Here is a 22914-nt window from a genome sequence, read left to right on the forward strand (position 1 = left end):
ACAGCACGATCCGATCGCGGGAGGCGAGATGAAGGAGTTCGTCGAATTCCTCGGCGCGCAAGCTCCGTACGATCGCCTCGACGGCGACGATCTGAGTCGGCTCGCCCGCACCGTCGAGGCGGAGTTCTTCTCGGCCGGTGTGATCATCGTCGAGGAGAACGCCCCGACCCTCGACCACATCTTCGTGATCCGCACCGGATCCGTCGAAATTCTCGATCGCGGCCGCACCGTGGACGTCCTCGGTCCCGGCGACACGTTCGGGCACATCTCGGTCCTGTCCGGGCTCCCTCCGCCGCTCGCGGTGCGGGCAGCGGAGGACACACTCTGTTATCGGCTGCCGGACCCTCGAAAGCTGGTGGCGCACCCGGAAAAACTGCGCTATGCGCATTACGGAACGCTGGTGGCGCGGGAGCGTCTGATCGCGTCGGGCGGTTCGTTCCCGCGCCTCGAACGCCCCCTGTCCGAGGTCATCGAACCGGTCGTCTGGTGCGAGAGCACGGAATCCGTGCGGACCGTGGCCGCGCGGATGACCGCCGGCGGCGGTTCGTGCGCGGTGTTCGTGCGCGGCGACGAGATCGGAATCGTCACCGACGACGACTTTCGTCGTCGTATCGCCACCGGTGAGGTGAGCGTCGACGCCACGATCGACACCATCGCGAGCGTCCCCGCCCTGGCGGTGTCCGCGGAGAAGACGGTCAGCGCCGCGTACCTCCACATGGTCGAACACGGCATCCACCACCTCGTGGTGCTGGGCGACACCGGACGACCCGTGGGAATTGCGCGGGTCGTCGACATCGCTGCGCGTGAGATCCGCGATCCCCTGGTGATCCGGAGCGCGGTCGCGTCCGCGCGGACGCTGGCGGAACTGGCCGAGGCGAGCAGACTGCTCGATCCGACCACCGTCGAACTGTGGGATGCGGGCGTGCCCGCCGAACACCTGGGCGCCGTCCGGTCCACCATGATCGAGGCCATCTTCCGGAAGATCGTCGACCTCCACGGCGACCAGTGGCCCTTCACCGAACTCGAATGCAGCTGGCTGCTGCTCGGGTCCCTCGGCCGGCGCGAGCCACTGCCGAACTCCGACGTCGACACGGCCGTCATCTGGCGGGCCCGCGACGGCGACGGCGGTCCGGTGCCGTTCACCCGCGTACAGATCAGCGCGGCCGTCGAACCGCTCATCGACGCGATGCGGCAATGCGGTCTGCAGCCGTGCCCGCAGGGCCTCAACGCGTCCTATCCCCTGTTCAATCGGTCGAGTGAGGGGTGGCGGCGCGCCGCGGAAGACTGGCGACGCCACCCCGACGTCGACAACCTCCTCCTCGCGTCCACCATGCTCGACGGGCGGCCGATCACCCACAACCAACTCGCCCACCCCCTCCGTAGCGCCCTGCTCAGTGGGGACGGCAGTGACGACTTCGCCAAGGCGATGACGCGGTTCTCCATCACCACCCGGCCCCCGGCCGGGTTCGTCCGCGAACTGGTGGTCGGTCATTTCGGCGAGCAGAAGGGATACCTCAACCTGAAGAAGGTCGGACTGCGCCCGATCGTCTCCCTCGCGCGGGCGCTGGCCGTGCGCGCCAGGGACGCATCCGGGTCCACCACCGATCGCCTCGACCGTGCGCGCAAGGCCGGCCTGCTGACCGAGAACGAAGCCGAGTCGCTCAAGGGTGCGTTCTCGCTGTGCTATCAGCTCGTGGTCGACGATCAGATCGGCGCGATGAAGGCGGGGCGCGCCATCGAGACCGTGATCCGCCCGGACACCCTCGACAATCTCGAACGCCGCCACCTCCGGGACGCCTTCCGTGCGGTGAACCACATCCAGGAACGGGTCGGCAGCAACCGATTCGAGCAGGTCCTGCCGTGAAGATCACCACCTCGCTCCGGCGGTACCTCGGCGGACTCGACGCACCGGAGGGCGCGCTGCTCCAGCAGAACTGGCGTGACACCGATTTCGTCGTCGTCGACCTCGAGACCACCGGCCTCGATGCGCGACGGGACCACATCGTCTCCTACGGCGCCGTGCCGGTCCGCGACGGTCGCATCCGTGTCGGGGAGTCGGTGTACAGCCTCGTCAAGGCGCCCCGAGCCGTCCCGGCGGAATCGACCCGGATCCACGGAATCCGCACCCAGGACCTCGACGAGGCGCCGCCGCTCGCGACATGCGTCGAGACACTCGACGAACTCCTGGCGAATACGGTCGTGGTCGCGCACGGCGCGTGGGTCGAACGGACGTTCCTCCGCCGCGCATTCCACGTCTCCCACAGAACCTTCGCCTGTCCGATCGTCGACACGGCGCAACTGGCGATGCCGTTCCTCGACGTCACCGCCGAATCGGACTGCCTCGTGTCGCTCGAGTACGCGGCGACCGCGCTCCACCTTCCGATCCACACTCCCCACCACGCCCTGGGCGATGCCCTCACCACGGCGAACCTGTTCATCGCCCTCGCCGGACGCCTCGAACACGAACGCGCCGTCACGGGCACTCCCCTGACGACGGGTGTCCTCCTGGAACCGTCCACACCGCAGTAACCCCACACGTCTCTTCGCTCATGCACCACCTGGTCACCACGAAAGGAACCCCATGACCATGATCGCGGGCACCGACCCCCGAACCGGCGACGCACTTCCCCCCGTCGCCGAAATCACCTCCGCCGACCAGGTCGACGCGCTCGCCCGTGCCGCCGACGACGTGGCCGCGGCGTTCGCGTCGCTCAGCCGTGGCACCCGCGCCGAGATCCTCGACGCGATCGCCGACGAGGTGGAGCGGCGGCGCAGCGACCTGATCGAAACCGCTTCACGGGAGACCGGATTCGGTGAGGTGAAGCTCGGCGGTGAGCTGACCCGCACCGCGTTCCAGTTCCGCTTCTTCGCCGACGTGCTCCGCGAAGGCAGCTACCTCGAAGCGACCATCGACCCAGCCGCCGAGACCCCGATGGGTCCGCGCCCGGACCTGCGCCGGATCCTCACCTCGATCGGCGCCGTGGCCGTGTTCGGGGCGAGCAACTTCCCGTTCGCGTTCTCCGTGCTCGGCGGCGACACCGCGTCCGCGCTGGCAGCGGGATCGCCGGTGATCGTCAAGGCGCACGGATCGCACCCCGCCACCTCCCAGCTGTCCTACGAGATCCTGAAGTCCGTGCTCGATGCGAGCGCGGCACCGGAGGGCGTCATCGGGATCGTCTTCGGCACCCAGGGTGGGGCGCGGCTGGTGGCCCACCCCGCGATCAAGGCGGTCGGGTTCACCGGCTCGCTGTCGGGCGGCAAGGCGCTGCTCGAGATCATCGGCGGTCGTGAGGAGCCGATCCCGTTCTACGGCGAACTCAGCAGCCTCAACCCGGTCATCATCACGCCGGGTGCCGCGACCGAGCGCGGCGCCGATATCGGGACCGGGCTCGTCACCTCGTTCACCGTCGGGTCCGGGCAGCTGTGCACCAAGCCGGGTTTCGTGCTGGTGCCCACCGGTGAAGCCGGTGACCGGCTGATCGAGGCCGCGCGGGATGCGCTGGCCGCCGCGCAGGGGCATGTCCTGCTCAACGAGCGCATCTTCACCACCTACACCGAGGAAACCGCCACTCTCGACGGGCGGGCCGACCTCCGGGCGCTGAAGGCGCCCGCCGACTCCGGCACCGGATTCGCGGTGACGCCCATGCTCTTCGAGACCACGCTCGACGAACTCGACCACACCATCGTGCACGAGGTCTTCGGGCCCGTGGCCGTCATCGCCCGGTACAACCCGGAGAAGACGGAAGAGGCTGCGGCACAGGTATTCGACACGTTCCCGTCCTCGCTGACCGCGACGTTGCACGTCTCCGACGGCGAAAGCACCCTCGTCTCCGCGCTGACGACGCTCGCCTCGGCGCGCGCCGGCCGCATCGTCTTCGACGGATTCCCCACCGGTGTGGCGGTGTCCTGGGCCCAGACCCACGGCGGACCGTGGCCGTCGACGAACTCGCTGCACACCTCCGTCGGGGCCACCGCGATCCGCCGGTTCATCCGTCCGATCACCTACCAGAACGCGCCGGAAGCTGTTCTTCCCGAAGAACTCCGGGACGGCTACACCGCCATCCCGCGCCGGATCGACGGCGAACTCCGCGCCGCGGTGCGCTAGGTAGCCGACGCGCGCGAGGATGTGTCGAGGCATCCTCGCGCGCGCCGTCTGCCCGGGGCGACGCGACCCGAATTATCAACCGCGTGAAGGAGGATCATGAGGCCTGCGCCTCACCACCCGAGTTCCGCGCGATACGGGAGACGTGGTTCACGCCTGCCCTCGGTGTCGATCCTGATGGGAGTGCTGTCCATCGGGGCGTTCTGGGTGTTCGGACTCGGCTTCGCCTTGGGGTTGGGCGCGGTCGCCTGCGGGGCTCTGGCCACGCTGCGGCCGGCGGTCGCCGACGACGAGGCCGCTTCTCTGCGTGCCCTGCTGGGAGTCGTCGCCGGAGTCGCAGGGATCATCGCCTCCGCGATCGCTCTGGTTCCCCTGATTGCATTTCTGTGAACGGCGAGGATCCGGGTAGCGTCTCCGGAGCGATCACCGACCGAGCGTCGACGTCTATCCGGCCTCGATCTGGTCGTGGACGTGGCGGTCCATCTCGAGCGCGATGGCCTCCAGGTCGCCGGTATCGATGATGGCCAGCAGCCGCTCGTGCTCGGCGACCACGTCGTGCAGGTTGGCGAACGACTGGTGATCGACGGAGAGGAACAGCTGAAGCTGCCCCTCCCAGCTGTGCCACAGATCGATCAGCAGGTCGTGTTCGGAGAGTTCGTAGAAGGCGCGATGGAAGCTCATGTGCCCCTCGATGGTCATCGCCAGGTTCGCGCCGTCGGCGCCGCGCGACATCTCCTGCAGGGCGTGCACGACCCTGGTCCGGCCACCGCCGGCCAGTCTCGGCATCGCCAACTCGATAGCGAACGGCTCCAGCCGTTTCCGCAGACCGGCGATCTGGGCGATCTTTTTCGCGTTGGCCTCGGCCACGTAGGCACCCTTGTAGGCAATCTTGTCGACCAGGCCTTCGTCGGCGAGGATGCCCAGCGCTTCGCGCAGTGGTGCGCGGCTGACGCCGAGATCCGACGCGATGCGTGCTTCTCGAAGCGGACTCTCCGGTGACAGGGTGCCGTCCAGGATCGCCGTGCGCAGGACGTTCGCGACCGTCCGGGGCGTGGTGCGATTTTCGATCGGCCCGAGCGAGATGTTCGCGTCGTCTCGTCGTCCCACTCCAGCGACCTGCGCTCGATTCGCGGTCAGAGTCATCGCGTTGCCCTTCCGTGCAGGCGCCGAGTCCGATTCGACGACGAACGCCAATATTGCTCTTTGTCGACAATAGTAGCGTGAATGCCGAAAAATACCAGGGTCTCGCTCCCCGGGACCGCCTGTCATACTCTGTTAGTTCATTGTCGACGAAGGGGCCGCGCATGTCTGTGTTCGTGCCATTGGGACACCAGAAGAACGCCACCGCGGCCTACCTGCAGATCCGGGCGGCCATTCTCGACGGGACGCTGCCCACGGGAAGTCAACTCCGCGAGGCCCACATCGCCACGGACATGGGCATCAGCCGGTCGCCGCTGCGGGAGGCCCTCAGCCGCCTCGAGGAAGAGGGCCTGGTCGAGAAGGTCGCCTTCAAAGGCGCCTTCGTCTCGGCAGTGCCCCCGGAAACCATCGCGGAGATCGCGGCCGTGCGAGTGGTCGTCGAGCCGTACGTGATCGAGCAGGCGCTCCCCCGCCTCGAGCCGCAGCACTGGCAGGAGGTCGTCGACATCCTCACCCGGCTCAACCAGGCCACTGCCGACGGCGACGCCAGCGCGCAGATCGAATCGCACCTGGCCTTCCACGGCTACTTCTACGAGAAGTGCGGAAACAATCTCCTCGCGGGCCTCTGGCGGACCTGGGAATCGAGACTGCGGCTGTTCTTCGTCGCCGATCACAGCGCCTTCCTCGACCCGCGAGACGTCTCGGGTGTGCACGAGGAACTGGTCGAGATCATCCGCCGCGGAGACATCGACGAGATCCGGACCGCACTGCGACACCACATCCACGAGTCACCGGGAGTCGAACCGCAGAACGCCGGCGGTCAGACCGCCGGCGAGGCCGCGCGCTGACATTCCCCGAATCGTCCTCCGTGAGGACGTCGCGCGTCAGATCCGCGGACGGCGGTTCCAGCGGCGTGCTTTGAGGGCGAGGTGTAGTTCGAGTCGGGTGGCGCCGTTGAGGGGATCGACACCGAGGATGTCGCGGATCTTGTTGATCCGGTAATAGAGACTGGTGCGGTGCAGGTGCAGGGTGTCGGCGACGGCTTGCACGTTGTCGCCCTTGTCGTAGAACACCTCCAGGGTGCCGACGAGGTCGCCGGTGGTATCGGCGCCGATGAGGGATTCGAGCAGGTCGGAAACGGTTCCGTCGGTGCGCATTCGGGTCGCGATGAGACGGTAGGGTCCGATCGTTTCCCAGGACGCGATGGTGCCCGATTCCGGCTCGACAGCCGCGGTCTGAGCGGCGATGACAGCGCGCCGGTAGGCCTCGGGGAGTTCGTCGGCAGACCGGAGGTTTTCTGCGACACCGGTGTAGAGACGTTCGCGACGATTGTCCCCGGGGCGTCCGGCTCCCGATGCCGAGGCGAGGCGTTGATGCAGGTGCAGCGCGGCGTTGGCTTCGTTGTCCGGACGCAGCAATACCACGGAATGGGTGTCCTGCACGGCTCCGGCGATCACACTGGGGTACCGGGACACGGTCTGCTGGCTGGCAAGTCGCACCTGTGCGGCCTGCGTTTCGGAGACCTCCGTGACATCGGAGCCGGTGGTGAAGATCGACACGGCCAGGCGCAACGACAGGGTCGACCGCAGTCCCGCCCACGCGGCCACCGATGCCAGGGCGGCGGGTTCGCCTTGGCACGCCGCGAAGAACTCGACTTCGCGCTGATGCCGCTCGTCGAGGTGCGGCGAGGCCATCTCGTAGAGGACGGCCGCGAGGAGGTCGACCTGGACCCGGATGATGTCGACGGTTGCGGCGACGCGGTCCGGGTGCTCCTCGACGAGGGGATCGATGACGTAGAGGAGTCCGGTGCGCACGCCGCGGTGGATCAGGGGAACGCAGATCCGCGCCTCCATCTTCAGGTCGCGGTTGGCGCGGACGATCAACGGTTCGACCGCGGTACCGGTGCCGTGCCGGGATTCCCACTCCCGGATGTCTTCGGGGACCTCACGGTTGAGCAGCGCCCGGACCCGGGCGTCGTCGGCGCGGCCGTGCTGGGCGCTGTAGGCGACGAGCCGACCGGTGAGGTCGTCGAGGGATGCGCCGGTATGCAACGCGTCGGCGATCTCGTCGATCGCTGCCTGGATCTCTCGTTCACTCACCGTCTCATCATCCGCCTCGCACGTTGTTCGGTGCGCGACCCGGGACCACGGGTTCGCGTCGTCGAATCCCGGTGGTGCTCGTTCGTCGGGTCGGTCAGCATTCGGGGACGTTGACGGCGAGCCCACCCTGCGAGGTTTCCTTGTACTTGGCGTGCATGTCCATGCCGGTCTGCCGCATCGTTTCGATCGCCTGGTCGAGGCTCACGCGGTGGGTGCCGTCGCCGTGCAACGCCATCTTCGCGGCGTTGACGGCCTTGACGGCGGCGATGGCGTTGCGTTCGATGCAGGGAATCTGCACGAGTCCGCCGATCGGGTCGCACGTCAGGCCGAGGTTGTGTTCGATACCGATCTCGGCGGCGTTCTCGACCTGGGCGGGGGTGGCGCCGAGGAGTTCGGCGAGGGCACCGGCGGCCATCGAGCAGGCGGAGCCGACCTCGCCCTGGCAGCCCACCTCGGCGCCGGAGATGGAGGCTCGCTCCTTGTAGAGCACGGCGACGGCGGCGGCGGTGAGCAGATATTTCACGACGGCGGCGTTTCTCGCGGGGGTCTCGTCGAGGCCGGGCAGGTAGCGCAGCGCCCAGAACAGCACGGCCGGGACGATGCCGGCGGCCCCGTTGGTGGGGGCGGTGACGATCCGGCCCCCGGCGGCGTTCTCCTCGTTGACCGCCATCGCGGCGACGTTGAGCCAGTCCATCGAATCGGTGTGGTCGATTCCGCGGTCGCGCGCGGTGAGGCGACGGTAGAACTCGGGGGCGCGGCGCTTCACCCGCAGGCTCCCCGGTAGATATCCGTCGGCGGTGAATCCGTGGTGGATCGAATCGGCCATCGCCCGCCAGATCGTGAGCAGCCCGGTGCGTACCTGTTCCGGACTGCGATGCGCAGTTTCGTTGCGCCACATGACATCGCTGATCGACAGGTTCTCCCGCTCGCAGATCTCGAGCAGTTCCGCACCGGTGCGGAAGGGCAGCGGCACGGACGGCGAGGCGCCGGCGGTGGCATTCCGGCCTTCGCGTTCGACGAAGCCACCGCCGACCGAGTAGTACACCGCCTCGTGGGCCGGCGTGGCGGCCGCGAGCTGTGCGGCGGTGTGGTCGGCGGCGGCCGGGTCGGTGTGGACGGCGAATCGGATGGTGTTGGTGTGCCGGTCCTTGATGGTCAGCGGGTGCATGCCGATGGACTCGGTGCCGAATGTGAGGTGCTTCGCCCCGCCGAGCGCGAGGCGGCGGTCGGCGTCGATCGTGGTGACCCGGTTGCGGGCGTAGTGGGGGTCGATCGTTTCGGGCGCGTTGCCTTCCAGACCGAGCAATGTCGCGCCGAGGGTGCCGTGTCCGCGGCCGGTGGCCGCGAGGGAACCGTAGAGGTCGACCTCGAGACGGGTGATCGTCCGCAGGTCGAGACGATTCTCGACCTCCTCGACGAACATGGCGCCGGCACGCATGGGTCCGACGGTGTGGGAGCTGGACGGTCCGATTCCGATGGAGAACAGGTCGAACGCGCTGATCGGCATCAGACGGCGCTCCATTCTGCGGGCGCCCCGACGGTCTCACGGCCCCACAGGTCGGTGTCGACGATGCTCCGCAACTGCCGGGTTTCGGAGATCAGGGTCCCTCCGCCCGCGCCGGTCAACGAACGGTGGATCAGGCCGGAAAGCGTTGTCACCGTGTCGTATCCGGCGCCGCGGCGGATGAATTCCTGCACGCCCAGCCGGATGCCCTCGGGGGCGCTGTCGGGTGTCTGCCAGGGCAGGCGGCATGCGCCGGCGTACAGACCGACGGCCTCGAGGCGGCGCGCCGCGGCGGGCCCGCCCCCGAGTGCCTGCGCGTCGATGACGACCTGATGGCTGCGGGTGTAACCGCGTCGGCGGCCTGCGACGACGAGACCCCGCGCGTTGAGGTTCGCGGCCAGTTCACCCGCGTATTCGATCGTGGCTGCGGCCCATGCCGGGGACTGCTCGACGGCTTCGCGGGCGGCGATCGCGAGTGGCCCGAGTCGGGCCGGGTCGTAGTTCGAGAGCATCGTCGGATAGGCGGCCTCGGCGAGGCGTTCGGCGTACTCGGCGGAGTTGGTGACCGCGGCGCCGCCGGCGGGCCCTGCGTAGGTCTTGTAGGTCGAGAAGGTCACCACGTCGGCGCCCTCGGCGAGGGGATCCTGGTAGTAGCCGGCTGCGATCAGGCCGGCGGTGTGCGAGGCGTCGTACAGCACCACCGCCCCGACACCGTCCGCCGCCTCCCGGACCGGGGCCAGATCGTGCGGGAAAAGGGTGACGCTGCCACCGATCACGATCAAGGTTGGGCGAACCCGCCCGATGAAGTCCCCGATCTCCCCCGCGTCGAGGTCGAAAGCGCTCGGCGAGTACGGCAAGTGCTCGACGGTCAGTCCACGAATGCCCGCGGTGCCGAGGACCTGTTGGTGGCTGGCGTGGCCCCCGGATTCCGGGGACAGCACGGCGATGGTGTCACCGGGTTCGGTGAACGCGATGTAGGCGGCCAGGTTGGCCATCGTCGCGGTCAGGTACCTCACCTCGGCGTAGGTGCCGCGCATCGAGGCGGCGACCTGCCGGGCGGCGACGACCTCGAGGTGCTCGATCTCCTGGACCGCCGTCTGCACCTTCTCTCCCGGCCACCCCAGCGCGGGCCGCGTCGACAGGGCGGTGTCGTGTGCGGCCGTGACGTTCGGGGAGAGCACGTTGGTGCCGGCGTAGAGGACGATGCCGTCGTCGATGCGGTGGTGGTATTCGGCCAGCGACCGGTTCACCGACTCGACGACCTGCGCGGTCGTGTTCTCGGTGTGCTGCTGTTCGAGGGCCGACAGACGGTCCTGAGCGATCGGCGATGCCCACGGGGCGATGAGCGAACGGGATGTCATGCGGTCGATCTCCTCGATTATCGGACGGTACGCGGGCCGCACCCGCCGAGCGGGTGCGGCCTGTCGGTGTCAGTGATGGAGCGCGGGCGAGTCGTCGTCGGCCGGTGCGCCGTCGACCAGGGGTGTTGCCGCGGTCCGGCGGGTGGACAGGTAGTAGCCGGCGAGGAGCACGACGGCCCAGATCGGGAGCGCGTAAAGGGCGATGCGTTGGCCTTCGTCGAAGGCGAGCAGGACGGTGACCGCGGTCAGGAAGGCGAGGGTGGCCCAGCACAGCGGCGTTGCGAGCGGAAGACGGAAGGTGCTGGCGGGCAGTTCACCGCGTTCGACCCGTCGGCGGTAGACGAGGTGGCAGGCGACGATGACGCCCCAGGACCAGATGGCACCGAGGGTGGCGACCGCGGAGATGTACGAGAACGCCTTCTCGGGAACGATGGCGTTGATCGCGACCCCGACGAGCATCAGTGAGCCCGACGCGATGATCGCGGGCGCCGGGACGTGGCCGCGGTTGGTTTTCTCGAAGATCTTCGGGGCCACCCCGTCGGTGGCGAGTTTCTTGAGCAGGCGGCCGTTGCTGTACAGACCGGCGCTGCACGAGGACAACGCGGAGGCGAGGACCACGAAATTCATGATGCTGGCGGCGGCGGGCAGCCCAATCTGGGTGAATCCCTTCACGAATGGGCTGGAGTCGGCGTTGAACTGATCCCACGGGAAGAGCGAGAGCAGCACGATCAGCGTGCCGACGTAGAAGATGCCGATCCGCCACGGAATGGAATTGATCGCCTTGGGCAGGACCGTGGCGCGGTCCTTCGTCTCGGCGGCGGTCATGCCGATCAGTTCGACGCCCTGGTAGGAGAAGACCACGATCTGGAAGGCGAGCAGAACGGCGAGCAGACCGTGCGGGGCGATGCCACCGTGATCCCAGAGGTTGTTGATACCACCTTCCTGGCCGGCCTTGCCGACGTCGAAGACGAGGGCGAAGATTCCGCCTGCAATGAGGGCGACGATGGTGAGGACTTTGATGGAGGCGAACCAGAATTCGGCCTCACCGAAGAATCCGACCTTGGCCAGATTCAGGAACACCAACGCAATCAGCGCGATGAGGGCGGTCAGGTACTGGGGCATCGCCGGGAACCAGAATTTCACGAAGATGCCCGCGGCGGTGATCTCGGCCATCCCGATGATCGTCCAGGTGATCCAGTACCCCCAGCCGGTAATGAAACCGTAGGCAGGGCCCAGGAATTCGCGTGCGTACTCGGCGAAGGAGCCGGTGACGGGCCGGTACATCAGCAGCTCGCCGAGAGCGCGCATGATGATGAAGATGAACACGCCGGTGACGGCGTAGACGCCGATCAGGGCGGGACCGGCGTAGGAGATGCCCTTGCCCGAGCCGAGGAAGAGCCCGACTCCGATGGCGCCGCCGATGGCGATCATCCGGATATGTCGTTTGTTCAGGCCTTGTGCGAGGCCGTCCTCGTTCAACTGTTCGTGCGAACTGTGGACTGTCATGGTGGGTCCTTGTTTCCAGGGTCGGCGAGGACGGCCGTGACACCGTGGGGTGCCGGGCGTCGCTCGGTGGCTCTAGCTGGGGGTCGGAACGGCCGTGAGAAGGTGCGCGTGTCCGAGGACGCCCGAGGTGGGTTCTGCCGTGCAGTTCGGGGTCTCCCGACGCCGCCGCGTGACGGCGCCGGGAGAGGCGGGGTCAGACCGCGATGGTGATGTTCTTGACCTGGGTGAAGCTTTCGAGCGCACCGTCGATGGAGTACTCGCGGCCGAGGCCGGACTGCTTGATGCCGCCGTAGGACATGCCGGGCAGCTGGCCGCCACCGCGATTGATCTGAATCCAGCCGACCTCGAGGGCGTTCGCTGTGCGGATGGCCTTGGTGATGTCCTTGGCCCACACGTAGCCGGCGAGCCCGTAGGCGCTGTCGTTTGCGGCGGCGACGACCTCGTCCTCGTCGTTCCACGGAATGACCACCAGGACGGGGCCGAAGACCTCTTCGCGGGTGATGTCCCAGTCGGGGCCGGCGCCGGTGATCACGGTGGGGGAGACGAAGAAACCGTCGCCCTCGAACGGTCGTTCCGGCCCGCCGGTGATGACGGTGCCGCCCTGTTCGATCCCGGAAGTGATGTAGCGGCAGACGGTGTCGAACTGCTTCTCGCTGACGATCGCACCGATGTCGGTCGCCTCGTCCAGGGGATCGCCGATCTTGAACGTGGCCAATTTGTTCTTCAGCTTCTCGAGGAACGATTCGAAGATGTCCTCGTGCAAGTAGAGGCGCGAGCCCGCAGTGCACGACTGGCCCTGGCGGGTGAACCGCATGCCGGCGATCACGCCGTCGACGGTGGCGTCGTCATCGGAGTCGGGGAACACGATCGCCGGCGACTTGCCGCCGAGTTCGAGGGTGACCGGGACGATCCGGTCCGCCGCGGCGGCGAGGATCTCCTTGCCGACGCCGGTGGAACCGGTGAAGGTCAGCTTCGCCACATCAGGGTGCTTCGACAGTGGCACACCGACCTTCATGCCCGAACCGGTCAGCACGTTGAGCACGCCGGCAGGCAGAACGTCGTGCGCCCACTCCGCCAACTTCAAGACGGCCAGCGGTGCGAGTTCGGCGGTCTTGAGGACGAGAGTGTTGCCCATCGCCAAGGCCATCGCGATCTTCAGTGACGACAGGGTGACCGGGGCGTTCCATGGCACGATCGCGCCGACGACACCGATGGGTTCCCGGACCGTGTAGCTGACCAGGTTCTCCCCGAACGGCAGGGTCTCCCCCTTCTGCTCGGAGGCGATCTGACCGTAGAAGCGGAAGATGTCCGCGCCGCTGGCCGCTTCACCGCGGGCCTGCGTGCGCAACGCGTTACCGGTCTCCGAGGCGATGATCCGGGCGAGCTCTTCGGCGTTCTCGGCGATCTTGTCGCCGATCTTGATCAGCAGGGCGCCGCGCTCGCGGGCGGGCAGGGCCTTCCACGGTCCGAAAGCGGCCTTCGCCGCGGCGACCGCGCGGTTGACGTCGGATTCGCCGGACTCGGGAACCAGGGCGAGAACCTCACGGCGGGCCGGGTTTTCGACCTCGATCCAGTTACCCGAGTCGGATGCGGCCCATTCGCCGCCGATGAGCTGAGCGACCTTGGTGGCGGTGGTCAGGGTGGGGGTGCTCACTGGTTGTTTCCCTTCGTCTGCAGGCGGATGCCGGTGAAGTCTTCGTAGAACTCGACGACGCTGGTGAAGTCCTTGCCGCCGCGGCCGTCGCGCCGGCCGATGCTGAACAGGTCACGGACCAGGCTGGTCACCGGCGTGGGGAGCTTGGCCTTGCCGGCGGAGTCCAGGAACAGGCCGAGGTCCTTGTGCATGAAGTCGAGCGCGAACCCGGTCGGCCGGTCCTCGGTGAACAGTGTCTTGGGGAAGTAGTTGCTCAGCACGTTGCTGTTGCTCGAGCTCTTCGTCAGCACGGCGACCGCGGTGTCGAGGTCGACCCCGGCGGCGACGGCGCTGCTGAGGCCCTCGCCGAGGGCGACGATGTTGGCGGCGGTGATCTGGTTGTTGGCGAGTTTGATCGCCTGGCCGCTTCCGGAGGGTCCGACGTGGAAGATGTTGCCCGCGTAGGTTTCCACCAGCGGGACGACCTTCTTCACCGACGCTTCGTCGCCGCCGATCATCACCGCGAGGGTGCCGGCCTCTGCGCCCTGCACGCCGCCGCTGACCGGAGCGTCGAGGAAGCTCGCCCCGGCAGCCAGCGCGTCCTGTGCCAGACGGCGAGAGGTGTCCGGGTCGATGGTGCTGTGGTCGACGATGATCAGACCCGGGTTGTCCTGCTGCAGAACCTCGGCGACCACGCCCTCGACGATCGGCGGGGTCGGCAGGCTCAGGAACAGCGCCGTCGCCTCGGTCGCCGCTTCGGCGGGCGACGCGACCGAGCGGGCACCGAGCGCGACGGCGGCTTCGACCGCGACCGTGTTCAGGTCGTACACCGCGACGTCGTGACCCGCCTTCACCAGATGCGCGATCACCCGGCTGCCGATGTTCCCGAGGCCCACAAAGCCAACGGTGGAAGTCATCACATGCTCCTATCGAAAAGTGTTTCTCGCCGATTCGCGAGGACGTCTTTGCTACGACGTCAACACTAGGAATGCGTGAGCTGGGTCACGACCTGCAAATGATGAGAGATCCGGAGAACTTGCCCTACAAATGTAGAAAACCGCAGTTCAGTGCGCGGGGACGCGACTGCGGGAGCCGGGTGGGTCGAGGACGAGCAGAGTGGGCCCCTGTCCTACTACTTGCGCCAGAACAGGTGGTGGACGACCCCGCTCGGGCTGGGTACGACGTCGAGGTGGAAGCGGTCGAGCAGTTCCTCGGGTGACTCCCACAGGCGCAGCCCGGATCCGTATGTGACCGGTGAGACCACCACGTGCATGGTGTCGACGAGATCGGCGTCGAGGAATTGCCGGATGGTGGTGACTCCGCCGCCCAGCCGGACATCCTTGCCGTCAGCCGCCTCCCGCGCCTGTTCGAGGACGGTGGCCGGGTCGCCCTCGACGAAATGGAACGTGGTGTCGGACAGCGTGAGGGAGGGGCGGGTGTGGTGGGTCATCACGAACACCGGGGTGTGGAACGGGGGTTCGTCTCCCCACCAGCCCTGCCATTCGAGATCCTTCCACGGTCCCCGGTAGGGCCCGAACTTGTTGCGGCCCATGATTTCGGCGCCGATGTTGCGCGGGTAGTCGCGGGTGAAGTAGTCGTCCAGACCCCGGCTTCCACCCGGGTCGGTGCGCATGGGCCAGCTGGCCGTGGCCCCGGCCCAGGCGAACATCCCGCTGTGGTCGAGGCCGAACGGATTCTCGAGACTCTGATGCTCACCGGCACCGATGCCGTCGCTCGACACGCCGAAGTTCTGTACCCGTAGTAGCTGTGTCATTCGATTCTCCCGCCCGTCAGATGATCAATGTAGAGGTTCAGACTCCCCGCGTCCGCGAAACTCATCGTGTGCTCCGCTTCCGGTGCGTCAGGGTGCGCCTTCGCCGGGCAGGAGGGGCACTCCGGGGTCTGGACCTTCAGGTCGAACGGGGGCAGGTGCACGGGTTCCTCGGTCCGAACGGCGCCGGCAAGTCCACGACGATCCGGGTGCTGCTGGGATTGTTGAGCGCCGACGCCGGCACGGTGCGACTTCTCGGCGGCGACCCGTGGCGGGACGTGGTCGAGTTGCATCGCCGGCTGGCGTACGTGCCCGGCGACGTGTCGCTGTGGCCGGGCATGACCGGCGGTGAGGCGATCGACCTGCTCGGGTCCCTCCGCGGCGGACTCGACGAAGCCCGCCGCGCGGACCCGCTGGAGCGGTTCGAACTGGACCCGACGAAACGCGGGCGCCAGTACTCGAAGGGCAACCGGCAGAAGGTGGCGATCGTGGCCGCGCTGGCGTCGGATGTGGAGCTGTTGATCCTCGACGAACCCACGTCTGGGCTGGATCCGTTGATGGAGAACGTATTCCAGGAAGTGGTGGGCGAGGCGAAGGCCCGCGGCACCACCGTGCTGCTGTCCAGTCACATCATGGCGGAGGTCGAGACGCTGGCGGATCGGTTGAGCATCATCCGCGACGGCGCCATCGTCGAGACCGGCACCCTGACCGAATTGCGGGGGCACACCCGGACCACGGTGCATGCCGAACTGGACACGATTCCCGACACCGGGCGGCTGTCGATGCTGCGGGACGTGCGGTTCGACGGTAACCGGCTGACCGCGTCGGTCGATTCCGACCGGATCGGCGAGGCGATGGAAGCGCTGACCCCGTGCGGTCTGCGCTCGCTCACGGTCGCACCGCCGTCGCTGGAAAGCCTGCTCCTGCGACTGTACGAAGGCGACGACGAAAGCGCGGTCACCCGATGGCGGCGGCGATCGTCGGCACCCCGCCGCTGCTGCGGGCCTCGCTCGCCAACGAGGCCCGGTCCTTCGCACCGTGGGCGGTGATCGCCTCGCTGGCGGTCGGTGTGGTCGCCGCGGTGGCGACCGGGCTGTGCGGCGGTGGGTGGGGACCGTCGCTGCTGCTGGGGGCGGGGTTCACCGTCACCGGGTGGATGTTCGCCACCGTCGCCGCGGTCACCGCCCAGGTGGGCTCCGACGCAAGGACCGCCAGTTCGATCGCCGTCGGCGCCCTCGGCGTGTTGTTCGTCCTGCGCGGTTTCCTGTATTCGGTCGGCGCGCCGGCCTGGACCACGTGGATCAATCCGCTCGGCTGGGTGCAGGAAACCCGCCCGGCGAGCGGAAACCACTGGTGGCCGCTGCTACTCGGGATCGCATTCGCGATCGTGATGGGCGCCGTCGCGTTCGGGCTGCAGACGTCGCGACTTCGGTCAGGGACTGATCGCCCCGCGGCCGGGCCCCGGCAGGGTGCCGCACGCACCCCGTTGCGCCTGGCGGTGCGACTGAACTCGGCGCCGGTCATCTACTGGACGGTGGCGTTCATCGGACTGGGCGTGATCTTCGGGTACTTCACCGGCTCGGTGAACGACCTGTTCGCCGCGAATCCCGCGATGGCCGGAGTATTCGCCGCCGGTGCGACATCCCCGCCAGCGCTCGTCGCCGAGTTCCTCGTCACCATATTGAGCCTGATCGGGATCATCGCCTCGGTCCCCGGAGTGCAGACGATCAACCGCGTCCGCGCCGAAGAACTCGACGATCGCACCGAACCCGTGCTGGCCACCGCGATCGGCCGCAGTCGCTACCTGGGAAGCAACGTCGCGGTCGCCTTCGTCGCACCGGCAGTGTTCGTCCTGATCGCGGGAATCGTCATCGGAATCTTCGCCTCCCCCGCCGACATCGGCATCAGTTTCGGGGACGCCGTGCTGCAGGCGGCAGCGACGGTCCCCGCGGTGTGGACCGTCGTCAGCCCGTCTGTCGCCGTCATCGGAGCCCGCCCACACGTGCAACTGGCGTCCTGGCTCGGGTGCTGGCGTCGTTCGTCCTCACCCTGCTCGGGCCGAGTTTCAAACTGCCCGACTGGGCGCTGGGAATCAGCCCCTTCTATCACATCCCGAACGTGCCGGGGGGATCACCGGACTGGTCCGGACTGCTCTGGATCAGCGTCTACATAGATCTCCTACTTCCTACCACTGACGTGGCTGGCGTTGGAGATGTATGTACTTCACGGCTACCCGTAATACCTTGCGGTGTTGCGGGTTTGACCGTGTCCCACACCGACGCTTGTGGCGCAGGAACAGTCTTTGTCTGATTCACCCCCACCGGCGGTGCCGCGGCGGGAGCACTGTGTCGGACCCGGCGGTGCCGCGGCCTGCTCGGAGTGGGACACATCTTGTCGCGGCGTCGGCGCACCTGCGCATGCTCGATCACCCGGATCTGCGGATTCCGGCCGCGCTTCCGAACGGCTTTTCCGCGTCCCAGCAATGCCCGTTTGGCCAGGTTCACGGCCGCCACACGGTCACGGTTTCCGCCAACCTTGCACCCCGCACACCATGCCCGGTGGTAACCGCCGGGGCGAGAGAGTGGTTCATTGCAGCCCGGACACAACGCGGAAGATCCGCGTGCCGGTACGCACACCACCACCGCACCGACACCGGCGGTGGTGTGCGTGAGAGCGTCGACGGCTTGGCGGCGGGCCGATTGCGCGGCCCGATTGTTGTTGACGCGCCCGTGCCCGCGGGTTTCGAGGGTGCTGAGGTCTTCCACCGCGATCACCTGCGCGCCCGCCGCGGTGGCGTAGTCGGTGACCTGGCGGGCGAAGTGGAATCCCAGTTCCCGGTTGATCTTCCCGCGCTTGATACCGACCGCCTCGCGGTGGGCGTCGAGGACGGCGATCTTCGCGTCGAGTTGCGCTCGGACCTCGGGTGTGGCGGCCGCGGCAAGCCGGCGCAGCCGGGCGGCCTTGCGGTGCAGCATCTGCTCCTCGGCCTGCAGGCGGGCCAGTTTGATCCCGAGGCCGCGGTCGTCGTAGGTCCAACCCCGAAAGTCCGAGGACAACCCGTCCGAGTTCTGGGTGGTGATGGCGGCGGCACCGAGCGTGGCCGGGGACCAATCGACCCCCACCGCGACGGTGGCCGATCCCAGGTCACCGGCGGGGACGAGTTCGGTCGCCGCGCACCGCCACAACAGGCCTTTCCTGTCGAGGACCAGGGTCGGCAGGTGCCAGTCGCTGATCGGCCGGCCGTGCAGGTGCCCGGGGATGGTGGCGGTCAACCGGACTCGTCGCCACTGCGCACGGCCTGTCGGGGCGGGAGTGGTGGGGAGTTTCACCGTCAACGTCATGACAGCGTCGGTGACGGTGAGGTGTGCGAGTTGCCGATCCGCTGCGGACAGCCGGGCCATCGCGCTCGTCTGCGGTGGTGCCTGCATGTCGGTGATCCGCAACCGGCCGGCCGGCACCGCGTCGCCGTCGCGGCGGGCGCGCGCGGTGAGCTGCCGCACCACGCCCCGGGCGTATCCGGCCGGGAGGTACTCCGCCGCTGCGGTGGGTGCGGCGATGCGGCCTGTGGCCGGGTCGAACCGCTTAGAGAGCGACGCGATCGCGGTGTCCCGGTATGCCAGAGTCCGCAACGTGCCTACTGCCTGCGCGGTCACCACTCGCGTGACACGCGAGGGGACGTAGAGCCCGTCCGGGTAGTGCGGGTTCCAGCCGAGGCGGGCAGCGGCGACATGGCCCTGTATCGGGAGCTTGCGGCCCTGGCGGTCCACGCCGGCGGTGAGGACGTCGAAGGTGGCCGGTTGCCACAGCCGCGACAGGATCTGCGCTTCGGCGCCCGAGATCAGGTCGAGCAGCCACCCGACACGAACATCGACGTCGTCGAGCCCGATCGGCTCACCGGTGATGTCATCGACCGCCAGGTAGGGGCGGGTGGTGAACGAGAACTGCCGCGGCGCAGTGAATCCGGCATCGGCCATCAGTGAGTCCATCTCCAACCGTGCTGCCGCATCGCCCGGAAGTCGACGTTGATTCCGCTTCGACCGCGACGGGTAGAAGCGGCCGGAAAATGAAGCGAGCACTGCCATGAAGTCATCCATCAGCTCCTCGACCAGCGACTTATCCCCATGTTCACGCAGCACCTCGACCTTAACGCCGACCACCGACAGGTAACGTTCGATCCACGCCACCGGAGAATCGCGCCAGCCGATCCCGCCACACCACTCGCACCACCGTGAACCGGCCCTTGGCTGCGTCGTCGAGCATCCGATTCAGTCCCGCTCGGGTCTCCCGCAGACCTGAACCACGATCCTTGTAGACCCGGTACACGGTGGCCGGTGGCACTCTCACGCAGCATCTTCTCCTGATTGGCGAGCGAGGATTCCTGACCGGTCGAGCCGGACACCCGGCAGTACAACGCTTCCGCCCTGTCCGCCCGAACACTCGCCGGTGCAGGTCGACCCAGGTAGACGTCGAGATCCTCCCGATCGAAGGCTCGCTGACCGGAACCTGTACGCCGAGACGGTAACCGGCCCTCCGACGCGGCCTTGCGGACCCCCACCACCGACATGTTCAGGTATGCCGCCGCCTCGCCGATGCGCATGATCCACTAGTAACAGGAAGGGATAGGAAGGGATAGGAAGGGATAGGAAGTATTAGGGACTACGGTAACAGTTGGGGCCTGTTCACCCTTGGTTTCCTCGTTGTCGGGTTCGCCGGATTCCGGCGCCGCGACATCCCCTGACACCCACCAATCCACGAGTGCTCCTGCACCATTCCCGAGAAGGACGAAGATCGATGCCACTGCCCGAGAAGATGGCCGTACTGCCGAAGTACCTCAATCCGGTGCTGCGGCCCCTTGCCGCGTACCTGCCGCCGCTGGCGGTGATCCATCACCGCGGCCGCCGCTCCGGCACCCCCTACAGCAGTCCCGTGCAGGCATTCCGCACGAAGAGCGGGGTGGTCGTCGGCCTGGCCTACAACCAGAACCCGAACTGGGCGCGCAACATCATCGCCGGTGGCGGTGAAATCACCAGGGCAGGAAAGACCTACACCATCCACAATCCGCAACTCCGCGGCGCCGATGCCGAAGCGCTACTTCCCCGCCCCGTCGCGGCGATGATGGGCCGCCTCGGGATCACCGAGTTCTTCCAGTGCGACCTGCAGCCACAGAAGAAGTGACGTAGACCCGACGCGGCCCGGTCACGCTCCTCGCAGCCCGATCGGGTTTCCGTCGGCGTCGGCGAGCACGCACACTCGCGCCCCGGGTGCCACCTGGCGCGGGGCGCTGCGCTCGGTCGCACCCGCCGCGAGCAGGGTTTCGCGGGTCGCGTCGAGGTCGTCGACGTCGGCGAAGGCCACCGGTCCGCCCTTGTCGTCGCCCGGATTCAGGGCGACCTCGAAGCCGTCGACGTTGTAGCCGACGTAGTAGGGCTGGTCGGTGTGCGGCGCACCGAGCAGCGCGGTGTAGACGGCCTTCGCGGCGTCCAGGTCGGATACCGGGATCACCAGGCTGCGGATGGTGGCACTCATGTTTTCTCCTCCGGGTACGGCGGTCGAATCGGCGACCGCGTGACGACTGTGTCCATTACGTTAGAAGGCCCCGGGGGTCTGCGCTTCTCGATTCCTGATCGGTCCGGCGGATGTTTCCCCTGGGCCCGCACTGGGCACGCGGTGGGAGGACCGACAACGTATCGAGCAAAGGGGAACGTCATGATGAGAGCACTGACCTTCGCAGCCGGGGTGGCCGTGGGTTTCGTCGTGGGTACGCGGACCGGCCGGCAGGGCTACGAGAAGATGCGCGATCAGTCCCTCGAGCTCTGGCACAACCCCGCCGTGCAGGAGAAGGTGAGCAGTGCGACGCACGTTGTGAAGGAGAAGGCCCCGGAGGTGCAGCACAAGGTCGAGGAGCTGGCGAAGAAGGCCACCCATCACGGGTCCGCCGCGCACTCGGACGCAGGCACCGCAGCAGCGCAGAATGGGGCAGTGCCCGTTCCGCCGGCGTCGCCGGATGGCCGGCACACCCTCGATCAGGGATGAGTCGGCCGAACCAGACCGTGCAGAATTCACCCCGTCCCACGCCGGGCGGGACCTTTCCCCTCGGCGGCCGGCCGACCGCGCGCGTCGGCTACGGCATGGGCCAGGTCACCCGCCGGGCAGGGGACGCCGACGGACGGGCGCGGGCGGTGGATCTTCTGCGCCTCGCGCTCGAACTCGGGATCACCCACTTCGATACGGCCCAGTTCTACGGGAACGGACTGGCCAACGAACTCATTCGCGACAGCGTCGGCGGCCGCCGCGACGAGATCGTCATCGCCACGAAGGCAGGCGCGAAACCGGTTCCAGGAGCCCAGATCCCTCTGACCGCCGCGCAGAAGCCGGCCGAACTGCGCGCCGCTGTGGAAGACAACCTGCGCACCCTCTGCACCGACCGAATCGACGTCGTGAATCTGAGGCGCATGGACTTCACCCCCGGGCTGCTCGCCGAAGGCGACCAGATCGTGCCCTTCGACGACCAGCTCGCGGAGATGACCGCGTTGCGCGACGAGGGGAAGATTCTCGCCGTCGGACTCAGCCACATCACCGTCGAGCAGCTCGTCGGCGCACTGCCCGCCGGCATCGCGTGCGTGCAGAACATCTACAACATGGTCGATCGATCCGGCGAACAGCTACTCGACCTGTGCGCGGAGAACGGCGTCGCCTGGGTTCCGTACTTCCCCCTCGGCGGCGGGTTCGGCACCCTCCCCAAGGTCGTCGACGAGGACGCCGTCCAAGCCGTTGCAGCACGGCTCGGGGTGACCCCCTCACAGGTCGGTCTCGCCTGGCAACTCGCCCACTCACCGAACACCATGCTGATCCCGGGAACCAGCAGCGCCCCGCATCTACTCGAAAACACCGCAGCCGGAGACATCACCCTCGACGACGAAGCGATGACTGCGCTGGATGAGGTCAGTTCGATCTAGTCTTGAAACGACAAGGCCGCTACTTGACGATCGTCTTGTTGCGGACGCTGCCGAGGCCATCGATGGTCACCTCGACGGTCTGCCCGTCCTGGATGTATCGGGCCGGTTTACGGGCGTGTCCCACCCCGCCGGTGGTGCCGGTGATGATCACGTCACCGGGCTGCAACGTCACGATGTGGCTGATGTATTCGACCAGCTTGGCCGGGGTGAACACCAGGTCGTCGGTGGTCGCCGACTGCATCACCTCGCCCTCGAGCCGGGTCTCGATCCGGGTGCCCAGGGTGTAGTCGGTGACCAGGTGGGGGCCGAATCCGCTGGTCTTCTCGAACGTCTTGCCCTGATCCCACTGCAGGGTGCGGTACTGGTAGTCGCGCATCGTGTAATCGTTGATCACCGAGTACCCGGCGATGTACTGCTCGCCGTCGGCCTCGGACACCTGATACGCCTGCTTCCCGACGACGAACGCCAACTCGGCTTCCCAGTCCAACTCCGCTGCCGCGTAGGCGGGGACGATCACGTCGTCGTACGGACCGGTGAGTGCTTCCTTGAATTTGGCGAACAGGGTCGGGTACTGCGGCAGATCCCGGCCCATCTCGTGGATGTGGGTGGCGTAGTTCAACCCGACGCAGATGATCTTCCCCGGGTTCGGGACCACGGGTGCGTAGTCGGCGTCAGCGAGATCGACGGTGGCTCCGGACGCGTTCTCGGCCAGGGTCGTCCAGTCCGGAGCGGCGAGGAGCGCGGACAGGTCGGGAAACCCGTCGACGATGGTGGCGGTGGTGTCGGAATCGACGCGGACGGCGGCGGTGCCGCCGGTCAGGCGGAGGGTGGCAAGTTTCATG

The 22914-nt window shown here is 67.6% G+C and carries 21 protein-coding genes and 2 pseudogenes; 10 read left to right on the top strand and 13 right to left on the bottom strand.

The window, feature by feature from the left end:
* Window positions 1-28: 28 nt before the first annotated feature.
* The 4 genes from ACFTWF_RS03850 to ACFTWF_RS03865 all read left to right on the top strand — a co-directional run bounded on the left by ACFTWF_RS03850 (window position 29) and on the right by ACFTWF_RS03865 (window position 4492).
* Complete coding sequence (locus tag ACFTWF_RS03850) at window positions 29-1864, top strand: putative nucleotidyltransferase substrate binding domain-containing protein (protein WP_378459949.1); 1836 nt, start codon at window positions 29-31, stop codon at window positions 1862-1864.
* Window positions 1861-2529, top strand: coding sequence for a PolC-type DNA polymerase III (locus ACFTWF_RS03855; RefSeq protein ID WP_378459950.1), 669 nt, complete (start codon window positions 1861-1863; stop codon window positions 2527-2529). Before ACFTWF_RS03850 ends, ACFTWF_RS03855 begins: the two co-directional genes overlap by 4 nt.
* Window positions 2530-2581: 52 nt before the next feature.
* Window positions 2582-4105 carry an aldehyde dehydrogenase (NADP(+)) gene (locus tag ACFTWF_RS03860; protein WP_378459951.1) on the top strand — a complete coding sequence of 508 codons (1524 nt, stop codon included), beginning with the start codon at window positions 2582-2584 and terminating at the stop codon, window positions 4103-4105.
* A 96-nt stretch (window positions 4106-4201) separates the two neighbouring features.
* Window positions 4202-4492: a hypothetical protein gene (locus ACFTWF_RS03865; RefSeq protein WP_378459952.1), complete on the top strand. Its 291-nt coding sequence runs from the start codon at window positions 4202-4204 to the stop codon at window positions 4490-4492.
* Between the two features lie 54 nt (window positions 4493-4546).
* Here the strand turns inward: ACFTWF_RS03865 and ACFTWF_RS03870 are convergent, their stop codons facing one another.
* Window positions 4547-5245 carry a GntR family transcriptional regulator gene (locus ACFTWF_RS03870; RefSeq protein ID WP_378459953.1) on the bottom strand — a complete coding sequence of 233 codons (699 nt, stop codon included), beginning with the start codon at window positions 5243-5245 and terminating at the stop codon, window positions 4547-4549.
* A gap of 161 nt (window positions 5246-5406) precedes the next feature.
* Here ACFTWF_RS03870 and ACFTWF_RS03875 point away from each other — a divergent pair, with 161 nt between their 5' ends.
* Window positions 5407-6090, top strand: a complete 684-nt coding sequence (locus ACFTWF_RS03875; RefSeq protein WP_378459954.1) for a GntR family transcriptional regulator — start codon at window positions 5407-5409, stop codon at window positions 6088-6090.
* 36 nt (window positions 6091-6126) lie between these two features.
* On the opposite strand, the gene ACFTWF_RS03880 is transcribed toward ACFTWF_RS03875, so the two are convergent.
* The 7 genes from ACFTWF_RS03880 to ACFTWF_RS03910 form a co-directional block, all read right to left on the bottom strand.
* The gene (locus tag ACFTWF_RS03880) at window positions 6127-7341 is read right to left on the bottom strand and encodes a PucR family transcriptional regulator (protein WP_378459955.1); all 1215 of its coding nucleotides are present in this window, start codon (window positions 7339-7341) and stop codon (window positions 6127-6129) included.
* 94 nt (window positions 7342-7435) lie between these two features.
* On the bottom strand, window positions 7436-8848 hold the full coding sequence (locus ACFTWF_RS03885) for an L-serine ammonia-lyase (protein ID WP_378459956.1): 1413 nt from the start codon (window positions 8846-8848) through the stop codon (window positions 7436-7438).
* On the bottom strand, window positions 8848-10206 hold the full coding sequence (locus ACFTWF_RS03890; protein ID WP_378459957.1) for a glycine hydroxymethyltransferase: 1359 nt from the start codon (window positions 10204-10206) through the stop codon (window positions 8848-8850). Before ACFTWF_RS03890 ends, ACFTWF_RS03885 begins: the two co-directional genes overlap by 1 nt.
* Before the next feature lie 69 nt (window positions 10207-10275).
* Window positions 10276-11712, bottom strand: coding sequence for an amino acid permease (locus ACFTWF_RS03895; RefSeq protein ID WP_378459958.1), 1437 nt, complete (start codon window positions 11710-11712; stop codon window positions 10276-10278).
* Between the two features lie 193 nt (window positions 11713-11905).
* Window positions 11906-13366 carry an aldehyde dehydrogenase family protein gene (locus ACFTWF_RS03900; protein ID WP_378459959.1) on the bottom strand — a complete coding sequence of 487 codons (1461 nt, stop codon included), beginning with the start codon at window positions 13364-13366 and terminating at the stop codon, window positions 11906-11908.
* Window positions 13363-14262 (bottom strand): NAD(P)-dependent oxidoreductase, encoded by a 900-nt coding sequence (locus tag ACFTWF_RS03905; RefSeq protein WP_378459960.1) that lies wholly within the window; start codon window positions 14260-14262, stop codon window positions 13363-13365. The genes ACFTWF_RS03900 and ACFTWF_RS03905 overlap by 4 nt, the downstream gene beginning before the upstream one ends.
* 215 nt (window positions 14263-14477) lie before the next feature.
* Complete coding sequence (locus tag ACFTWF_RS03910; protein WP_378459961.1) at window positions 14478-15119, bottom strand: dihydrofolate reductase family protein; 642 nt, start codon at window positions 15117-15119, stop codon at window positions 14478-14480.
* A gap of 68 nt (window positions 15120-15187) precedes the next feature.
* On the opposite strand from ACFTWF_RS03910, the pseudogene ACFTWF_RS03915 reads away from it, so the two are divergent.
* Window positions 15188-16063: pseudogene (locus ACFTWF_RS03915) on the top strand (ABC transporter ATP-binding protein); the annotation flags it as partial.
* A gap of 17 nt (window positions 16064-16080) precedes the next feature.
* On the top strand, window positions 16081-17289 hold the full coding sequence (locus ACFTWF_RS03920) for a hypothetical protein (RefSeq protein ID WP_378459962.1): 1209 nt from the start codon (window positions 16081-16083) through the stop codon (window positions 17287-17289).
* Here the strand turns inward: ACFTWF_RS03920 and ACFTWF_RS03925 are convergent.
* From ACFTWF_RS03925 to ACFTWF_RS03935, 3 genes and pseudogenes are all read right to left on the bottom strand, one after another.
* A complete protein-coding gene (locus tag ACFTWF_RS03925) occupies window positions 17282-19090 on the bottom strand; it encodes a zinc ribbon domain-containing protein (RefSeq protein ID WP_378460203.1) in 1809 nt (602 codons plus the stop codon). The genes ACFTWF_RS03920 and ACFTWF_RS03925 overlap by 8 nt on opposite strands.
* Window positions 19091-19259: 169 nt before the next feature.
* Entirely contained in the window at window positions 19260-19460 is a 201-nt protein-coding gene (locus ACFTWF_RS03930) for a recombinase family protein (protein WP_378459963.1), read from the bottom strand.
* Window positions 19461-19632: 172 nt separating this feature from the next.
* Window positions 19633-19713: pseudogene (locus ACFTWF_RS03935) on the bottom strand (hypothetical protein); the annotation flags it as partial.
* Window positions 19714-19907: 194 nt separating this feature from the next.
* Between ACFTWF_RS03935 and ACFTWF_RS03940 the strand changes: the two are divergent.
* Window positions 19908-20291, top strand: coding sequence for a nitroreductase family deazaflavin-dependent oxidoreductase (locus ACFTWF_RS03940; RefSeq protein ID WP_378459964.1), 384 nt, complete (start codon window positions 19908-19910; stop codon window positions 20289-20291).
* A gap of 21 nt (window positions 20292-20312) precedes the next feature.
* On the opposite strand, the gene ACFTWF_RS03945 is transcribed toward ACFTWF_RS03940, so the two are convergent.
* Window positions 20313-20642, bottom strand: a complete 330-nt coding sequence (locus tag ACFTWF_RS03945) for a VOC family protein (protein ID WP_378459965.1) — start codon at window positions 20640-20642, stop codon at window positions 20313-20315.
* Window positions 20643-20822: 180 nt separating this feature from the next.
* Between ACFTWF_RS03945 and ACFTWF_RS03950 the strand changes: the two genes are divergently transcribed.
* Together ACFTWF_RS03950 and ACFTWF_RS03955 are read left to right on the top strand one after the other, a co-directional pair.
* Window positions 20823-21149, top strand: a complete 327-nt coding sequence (locus ACFTWF_RS03950) for a YtxH domain-containing protein (protein ID WP_378459966.1) — start codon at window positions 20823-20825, stop codon at window positions 21147-21149.
* On the top strand, window positions 21146-22072 hold the full coding sequence (locus ACFTWF_RS03955) for an aldo/keto reductase (RefSeq protein ID WP_378459967.1): 927 nt from the start codon (window positions 21146-21148) through the stop codon (window positions 22070-22072). The genes ACFTWF_RS03950 and ACFTWF_RS03955 overlap by 4 nt, the downstream gene beginning before the upstream one ends.
* A 19-nt stretch (window positions 22073-22091) precedes the next feature.
* Here the strand turns inward: ACFTWF_RS03955 and ACFTWF_RS03960 are convergent, their stop codons facing one another.
* The gene (locus tag ACFTWF_RS03960) at window positions 22092-22913 is read right to left on the bottom strand and encodes a fumarylacetoacetate hydrolase family protein (RefSeq protein ID WP_378459968.1); all 822 of its coding nucleotides are present in this window, start codon (window positions 22911-22913) and stop codon (window positions 22092-22094) included.
* Window position 22914: the final 1 nt, after the last annotated feature.

The sequence above is a fragment of the Rhodococcus sp. NPDC056960 genome, from assembly GCF_042674125.1.
In the GTDB taxonomy this organism is placed as follows: domain Bacteria; phylum Actinomycetota; class Actinomycetes; order Mycobacteriales; family Mycobacteriaceae; genus Rhodococcus_F.